A 7,905-nucleotide genomic window follows, 5' to 3' on the forward strand; every position below is an offset into this window, starting at 1 on the left:
AGGCATCGTGCTGTCGATAGACGTTATTGTATAGGCGTTTTCCCGGGGCGTCAGGAAAACGTCCGTCTTTTTTGCAGGCGTGTGTCAGACGGCGCCTGCAACGGCCTTTTCCAGTGCTTCGACGAACATGTCGCCCACAGGGAAGCCGGCCTGTTGCTCGATCTCCTGGAAGCAGGTGGGGCTGGTCACATTGATCTCGGTGATGCGGTGACCAATGATGTCCAGCCCGATCAGCAGCAAGCCGCGCGGCGCCAGGCGCGCGCCGATGTGCTCGGCAATCGCTCGGTCTTCCGGCTCCAGTGCCTGCGCCACGCCTTTGCCGCCAGCGGCCAGATTGCCACGCACTTCATTGCCCTGCGGAATGCGCGCCAGGCAGAAAGGCACGGGTTGGCCGCCAATGATCAGCACGCGCTTGTCGCCCTTGGTGATTTCAGGCAGGTACTTTTGCACCATCACGCTCTGGGCGCCGTCCAGGTTCAATGTTTCGATGATGCTGCCCAGGTTCATGCCATCGGCACCGACGCGGAAGATGCCCATGCCACCCATGCCGTCCAGGGGCTTCAAGATGATGTCCTGGTGCTCGGCGTGGAAGTCGCGGATATCTTGCGCGCTGCGGGTGACCAGGGTCACGGGCGCGTATTCGGCAAACTCCATCACGGCCAGCTTTTCGGGGTGGTCGCGCAAGGCGGCTGGCTTGTTGAAGACCTTGGCACCTTCACGCTCGGCCTGGCCGAGCAGGTGCGTGGCGTAGAAGTACTCGCTGTCGAAGGGCGGATCCTTGCGCATGACGATGGCGTCGAACTCGGCCAGCTCGGCACGGCGGCCGGGTGCTTCGTCAAACCAGCGCGTCTCGTCACCGGTCAGCACAATGTCGCGCACCTGGGCCGAGACCTTCTCGCCGCTGATCCAGCGGATATGCCGTGGCTCACAAACCGTGATGCGGTGGCCGCGCGCCTGGGCGCTGCGCATCATCGCGAAGGTACTGTCCTTGTAGATCTTGAAGGACTCAAGCGGATCGGCAACAAAGAGGATATGCATGGTGTGGGTCGGCGGCCTGGTGGCCGCCCTGTGTATTCAATGGCCTTGCATGCCCACAAGTGGGATATGCAAGCAGAAACGGACAGAACTAGGCGCGCTCAAGCCGAGCGGCGCTTGCCGTAATGTTGCACAAAAAGCGCAAGGCTGCCTGCGACCACGCCCCAAAAGGCCGATCCCACTCCGGCTATTGTCACGCCGCTCACCGCGACCAGGAAGGTGATCAGCGCCGCTTCGCGGTACTGCTCGCCTTGCAAGGCCGTGTGCAAACCGCCCCCGATGGTGCCCAGCAGCGCAATGCCGGCGATCGCCACCACCAGCTCATGCGGAAATGCCGTCAACAGGCCGGCAATGACGACCCCGAACCAGCCAATCAGCACATAGATGACGCCGCAGACAACGGCGGCCGCATAGCGCCTGGCCTTGTCGGGGTGGGATTCGGGCCCCATGCAGATGGCGGCAGTGATGGCCGCCAGGTTGATGCCAAAGGCGCCAAAGGGCGCCAGCAGCAAGGTGGCCAGCCCCGTCATCGTGATCAGCTTGGAGACCGGCAGGTCGTAACCCGAGCCCCGGATGATGGCCACGCCCGGCAGGTTCTGCGAGGCCATCGTGACAACAAACAGCGGCAGCGCCAGGCTGATGGCCGCCTGCCAGCTGAAGCTGGGCATGGTGAACACCGGCATCGTCAGGCCCGGCTGCACGGCAGACCACAGAATCTTGTGCTGCAGCAGCGCCACCACAATGCCGACCGCCAGGGTCAGCATGACCGCATAGCGCGGCAGCAGGCGCCGGCCCAGCAGGTAGGTGACCAGCATGGCCACCACCAGCCAGGTATTGGTCTGCGCGGCGGCAAAGGCATCCAGGCCAAAGCGGGTCAGCACGCCCGCGAGCAGGGCCGAGGCAATCGCAATCGGGATGCGGTTCATCAGCCGCTCGAACCAGCCCGTCATGCCCACCACCGCAATCAGTACGGCGCTGATGATGAAGGCGCCAATCGCATCGCCCATGCCGAATGCGCCGGTGGCGCCGGCCGTGGCCAGCACCGCAGCACCCGGAGTGGACCAGGCCACGACCACCGGCTTGCGCAGCAAGATGCTGGGCACCCAGCAGCACAGGCCCACACCAATACCCAGCGACCAGACCCAGGACGAGACCTGCGCGGGAGTGGCGCCAAAGCTTTGCGCCGCCTGGAACACAATCGCGATGGAACTGGTCAGGCCCACCAGCACCGTGACAAAGCCTGCGATGAGCGCCGATGCGCTCATGTCCTTGAAAAACCGCATACACCCTTTCGCGCCGCCACGGTGTTCGCTGGCCCGGGGTGCGCGCAGCGGGTGAGCAGCCCTGGCTGGTTAAATTTCGAGTTTGGAGCCCAGCTCCACCACGCTGTTGCTGGGCAGCAGCAGGAACTCTGCCGCACCTGCTGCATTGTGGTGCATCTGGGCAAACAACTTCTGCCGCCAAGGTGCCATGCCGGCGCTAGCCTTGTCCGTGGGCACAAACACATCGCGCGAGAGGAAATAGCTGGTCACCATCTGCCCGGTATCGCAGCCATGGCCGCGCAGCTGGTGCAGCGCATTGGGCACATCGACATCGTTCTTGAAGCCGTAGTTCAGCTGCACGCGCCAGCAGTCACCGCCCAGCGGCTCGATCACGGCGCGCTTTTCCAGGCCGATCCAGGGCACCTCGTGGTAGACGATGTTGACGAACATGTTCTGCTCATGCAACACCTTGTTGTGCTTGAGGTTGTGCAGCAAGGCCGTGGGCACCACATGGGCGTCGGAGGTCAGGAACACCGCCGTGCCCGGCACCCGCGTAGGCGGCGCCTGCAGCACCATCTGCAGGAAGGACTGCAGATCGATGCCATCGGCATGGAGCTTTTGGTAGACCAGCTCGCGCCCGCGCTTCCAGGTCATCATCACGACGAACAGGCACAGGCCGATCGCCAGCGGGAACCAGCCGCCATCGAGCAGCTTGAGCAGATTGGAGGCGAAGAAGGTGATATCGATGCAGAAGAAGAACACCGTCGGCGCCAGCGCCATCCACAGCGCATATTTCCAGCCATAGCGCAGCACAAAGAAGGTGAGCACCGTGGTGATGGTCATGTCCAGGGTCACCGCGATCCCGTAGGCCGCTGCCATATTGCTGCTGGACTTGAACAGGATCACCGCCAGCACAATGGTCAGGAACAGGCTCCAGTTCACAAAGGGGATGTAGATCTGCCCGGTGTCGCGCACGCTGGTGTGCAGGATCTGGATGCGCGGCAGGTAACCGAGCTGGATGACCTGCTTGGTGACGCTGAAGGCGCCGGTGATCAGCGCCTGCGATGCGATCACCGTCGCCATCGTCGCGAGCAGCACCAGAGGCAGCAGCGCCCAGCCGGGCGCCAGCATAAAGAAGGGGTTCTTCACGGCTTCAGCGTTTTCCAGCACCAGCGCGCCCTGGCCAAAGTAATTGAGCACCAAGGACGGCATGGCCACGCTGAACCAGGCCAGGCGAATGGGCTTGCGGCCGAAATGGCCCATGTCGGCATACAAGGCTTCCGCCCCGGTCACGCAGAGCACCACGGCGCCCAGAATGATGAAGCTGATGCCGGGATGGCGGCCGATAAAGCCCAGCGCATGGTGCGGGCTGAGCGCCCACAGCACCTGCGGGTGGTCCACAATGTTCCAGACGCCCAAGGCGGCAATGCAGATGAACCAGACCACCATGATGGGCCCGAAGAACTTGCCGATGCCCGCCGTGCCCCGTTTTTGCACCCAAAACAGCAGCAGCAGGACCACCAAGGTGAGCGGAATCACCCAGGACTTGAAGCCGGGCGAGACCACTTCCAGGCCTTCGACGGCCGAGAGCACCGAGATGGCCGGCGTGATCACGCCATCACCGTAGAACAGACAGGTACCAAAGATACCGACCAGCATCAGCACCGAGCGCAGCCTGGGCTTGTCCTTGACCGCCTGCGAGGCCAGCGCCAGCATCGCAATCAGCCCGCCCTCGCCGTTGTTGTCCGCCCGCAGCACCAGGACCACGTATTTGAGCGAGACGATCAAGGTCAAGGTCCAGAACAGGATGGACAGGACGCCGTAGACGTTGTCGTGGGTGAAAGGCACATGGCCGGAGCCAAACACCTCTTTGAGCGAGTACAGCACGCTGGTGCCGATATCGCCATACACCACCCCGATGGCGCCTAGCGTCAGCGCGGGGAGTGCGGATTTATTGTTGTGTTGCACATCAAGCCTTTGTGCCATGCCGCATCAGGCATGCTTGTAGTGGATTGGTTTGCATTGTGCGCCTGTTGTTGCGCCCGCAGTGAAGCCGCGCATCCGGACAAGCCCGAATGGCGGATCAGCAGCGGGCGGCAATCAGAGGTTGCAGGAAGGCCGCAAACGGCTCAGTCGTAGATTTCAGCGTCCGGGTCGGTCGCCTCGAGCTCATAGCTGGCCGCCAGCATCGCCAGCCGCGCCACAACGCCATACATATAGAAGCGGTTGGGCGCGCTGGCCCCGACCGAGTCACCCGGCGAGATGCCGTGCTCGAACGAGAGCGGGATGAAATGCGCGCCGGGCACATTGAGGTTGTCCTCGGCGCCCTTGTCCGAGTGGGCGCGGTAGTAGCCGCCCACCACATAGCGGTCAATCATGTAGACCACCGGCTCGGCCGCTTCCTTGTCCATGCGCTCGACGGTCTGCACACCCTCCTGGATGATCATGTCATGGACCTGCTGGCCGTCCTTGACCAGCGACATCTGGTTCTTGGTCTTGACAGACAGCTGACGCAGCTCCTTGGCGTCATGCACGCTCATCACGCCCATGCCATAGGTGCCGTTGTCGGCCTTGACGACGACAAAGGGCGTCTCCTTGATGCCGTATTCCTTGTACTTGCGGCGCACTTTGGTCAGCATCACGTCGACATCTTCACGCAACTCATCGAGTGCATGCTCGCTGCCGTCGGTGAAGTCCACGCCCTTGCGGCTGCTGAACATCGGGTTGATCAGCCAGGGGTCGATCCCCATCAGCTTGCCAAAGCGCTTGGCCACCTCTTCATAGCTTTGAAAATGGCGGCTCTTGCGGCGCACGCTCCAGCCCGCATGCAGCGGCGGCAGCACAAACTGCTCATACACCTCTTCCAGAATGCCGGGCGCGCCGGTGGACAGGTCATTGTTCAGCAAGATCGTGCAGGGGTCGAAATACTTCAGACCCACCCGGCGGCCATGGCGCAGCGCCGGCTCAATCACCAGCTCCTTATTGCCGACCTTGAGCTTGATGGTCTCCTTGACCTCCGGATCGATCGAGCCGATGCGCACATTCAGCCCCGCCATCGAGAAGATGTGCTGCAGCTGCACCAGATTGGCCAGGTACTGGGGATTGCGCGTCTGGTTCTCGGGAATGATCAGCAGGTTGCGCGCCTCGGGGCAGATCTTTTCAATCGCAGCCATTGCCGATTGCACAGCCAGCGGCACCATCTCTGGCGTCAGGTTGTTCCAACCGCCGGGGAACAGGTTGGTATCAACCGGTGCGAGCTTGAAGCCGGCATTGCGGATATCCACCGACGAATAGAGCGGAGGCGTGTGCTCCATCCACTCCAGACGGAACCAGCGCTCGATCGCGGGCATGGCATCGAGCATGCGCTGTTCCAATTCGTTGATGGGCCCCGTTAGGGCTGTTATGAGATTCGGGACCATAAATGAATACTGTTTGAGGGCTCAAAAAAAACGAGCAAAAAACAATTGAGTACCAATTGTAGAGAGTTGAGGGCCAAAGTCACCAGAACTTTGCTGCCGCCCTACCTAGCAAGCACTCACCTTCTCCAGAAAGCCGGTGTCAACAGGGCCAGAAAGCTGAGGATCTCCAGCCGGCCCATCAGCATGCCCAGGGTGGTCACGCTCAGCTGAAAGCTGGTCAGACCGGCAAAATTGTTGCTGGGGCCCAGATCGCCCCAGCCTACACCGGCGCAGTTCACGCTGGCAAGCACAGCGCCCAACGCGTTGTGCAAATCCATGTCCGTGAACAGCAAGGCCATGGTCAGCACCGCAATGGTGGCGCAGTACACCAGCATGAAGGCCAGCACCGAGAAGATCACCCGCTCATCCACCGCCAGACCCCCCACCGTCACCGGCTGCACCGCATTGGGGTGGACCAGGCGGCGCATTTCGCGCCGGGTCTGCTTGAGCAGCAGCAGCATGCGGATCATCTTGATGCCGCCGCCGGTCGAGCCCGCGCTGGTGGCCACGCCCGACAGCAGCAGCATGAACACCGGCGCAAATGGCGGCCACAGGCCAAAATCCACGGCCGCATAGCCGGTGGTGGTGGCCACCGACACGGTGTGGAACACGCCCATGCGCAGTGATTCGAGTGGCCCGTACACCCCCTTGAACCACAGCAGGCCCGCCACCAGCAAGCCGCCGCCCAGCAAGGTGCCGATGGTGGCGCGGAACTCGGGCTGCCGGTACAGCACCCAGACATTGCGTTTGCGGATGGCGACAAAATACAGCGCGAAGTTGCAGCTGGCCAGCAGCATGAAGACCGTGCAGATGCCCTCGATCAGCGGCGAGTTGAAATAGGCAAAGCTCGCGTCATGGGGCGTGAGACCGCCCAGGCTCACCGTGGTGAACATGACCATCACCGCATCGAGCGGCGTCATGCCGGCCAGCCAGTAGGCCAGCGCGCAGAGCACGGAAAACAGGCCGTACACGCCCCAAAGGCCCTTGGCGGTTTCGGCCATGCGCGGCGTGAGTTTGGTGTCCTTCACCGGGCCGGCGGCCTCGGCGCGGAACAGCTGGCTGCCGCCCATGCCAATCATCGGCAAGATGGCCACGGCCAGAATCAAAATGCCCATGCCCCCCATCCACTGCAAGAAAGTGCGCCAGATGTTGAGCGACACCGGCAGGGTATCCACATGGTTGAGCACGGTGGAGCCCGTGGTCGTGAGGCCCGAGACCGCTTCAAAATAGGCATGCTGCCAGCTCAGCGCCCGGTCAATGCGCTCAAAGCCCAGGTACAGCGGCAGCGCTGCAAACAGCGGGAACACCATCCAGACAAAGGCGACCAGCATGATGCCGTGGCGCGCCTGCAGCTCGCGCTGCTCATGGCGCGCCAGCCACCACAGCACCAGGCCACAGGCCCAGGTGATACCCATGGTAAGCGGGTAGACGCCAAACACCCCGTCATCGAGCCACAGCGAGGAGATCGCGGGCACGGCCATCGTGCCGCCAAACATCAGCAGCAAAATGCCCAATACGCGCAGCACGGGTCGAAGATCAGTCATCGGCCGGGCCTAGAAAAAGGTCACCCCGACACGGAACAGGGCCTCGACCTCGTGCACCAGGCGCTTGTTCGGCAAGAAGAGAATGACATGGTCATTGCTCTGGATGATGGTGCCGCTGGTGGGCACGATCACCTCCACCTGCTCGTCATTGCGCTCTTCTTCATCGCGCTCGGCGGTCTCGCTGCCGTTGGTGTTGCGCGCATCAGGCGCGGGCAGACCGCGCACAATCATGCCGATGTGCACATCGCGCGGCAGGCGCAGGCTGCCCACGCGCCGGCCCACGGCGCGCGAGGTTTTGGCGTCGCCCCGCGCCACAATCTCGATCGCTTCGGCCACGCCCCGGCGCAGGCTGTGCACGGCCTGCACATCGCCCTGGCGCACATAGGCCAGCAGCTCGCCCAGGGTGGCCTGGGCGGGCGACAGCGCAATGTCAATCTGCGTGCCATGCATCAGGTCGGCATAGGTGCGGCGGTTGATCAGCGCCAGCACCCGGGTGGCACCCAGCTTCTTGGCCAGCAGGCAGGACATGATGTTGTCTTCGTCGTCATCGGTGATGGCCACGAACAGATCCACATCCTCGACGTTCTCGTTCTCCATCAAGGTCTC

At 62.7% G+C, this 7,905-nt stretch carries 6 protein-coding genes; all 6 read right to left on the minus strand.

The features are described from left to right. Positions 1-84: 84 nt before the first annotated feature. The gene (gene gshB / locus H928_RS0111835; RefSeq protein ID WP_021026702.1) at positions 85-1,038 is read right to left on the minus strand and encodes a glutathione synthase; all 954 of its coding nucleotides are present in this window, start codon (positions 1,036-1,038) and stop codon (positions 85-87) included. A 98-nt stretch (positions 1,039-1,136) separates the two neighbouring features. Next, the gene (locus tag H928_RS0111840; protein WP_021026703.1) at positions 1,137-2,318 is read right to left on the minus strand and encodes a benzoate/H(+) symporter BenE family transporter; all 1,182 of its coding nucleotides are present in this window, start codon (positions 2,316-2,318) and stop codon (positions 1,137-1,139) included. 69 nt (positions 2,319-2,387) lie between these two features. Further along, complete coding sequence (locus H928_RS0111845; protein WP_021026704.1) at positions 2,388-4,265, minus strand: potassium transporter Kup; 1,878 nt, start codon at positions 4,263-4,265, stop codon at positions 2,388-2,390. Between the two features lie 161 nt (positions 4,266-4,426). Continuing rightward, positions 4,427-5,716 (minus strand): glutamate--cysteine ligase, encoded by a 1,290-nt coding sequence (gshA, locus tag H928_RS0111850; RefSeq protein WP_021026705.1) that lies wholly within the window; start codon positions 5,714-5,716, stop codon positions 4,427-4,429. 116 nt (positions 5,717-5,832) lie between these two features. After that, positions 5,833-7,299, minus strand: coding sequence for a TrkH family potassium uptake protein (locus H928_RS0111855; RefSeq protein WP_021026706.1), 1,467 nt, complete (start codon positions 7,297-7,299; stop codon positions 5,833-5,835). 9 nt (positions 7,300-7,308) lie between these two features. After that, a partial coding sequence (locus H928_RS33265) for an NAD-binding protein (RefSeq protein WP_043339804.1) occupies positions 7,309-7,905 on the minus strand: 597 nt, incomplete at its 5' end.

The organism is Comamonas sp. B-9, assembly GCF_000410635.1.
Classification (GTDB): Bacteria; Pseudomonadota; Gammaproteobacteria; order Burkholderiales; family Burkholderiaceae_C; genus Comamonas.

Excerpts from the sequence above, each read along its gene's own strand:
- gshB (WP_021026702.1), bottom strand. The coding sequence starts at position 1,038 with ATGCATATCCTCTTTGTTGCCGATCCGCTTGAGTCCTTCAAGATCTAC.
- H928_RS0111840 (WP_021026703.1), bottom strand. The coding sequence starts at position 2,318 with ATGCGGTTTTTCAAGGACATGAGCGCATCGGCGCTCATCGCAGGCTTT.
- gshA (WP_021026705.1), bottom strand. The coding sequence starts at position 5,716 with ATGGTCCCGAATCTCATAACAGCCCTAACGGGGCCCATCAACGAATTG.
- H928_RS0111855 (WP_021026706.1), bottom strand. The coding sequence starts at position 7,299 with ATGACTGATCTTCGACCCGTGCTGCGCGTATTGGGCATTTTGCTGCTG.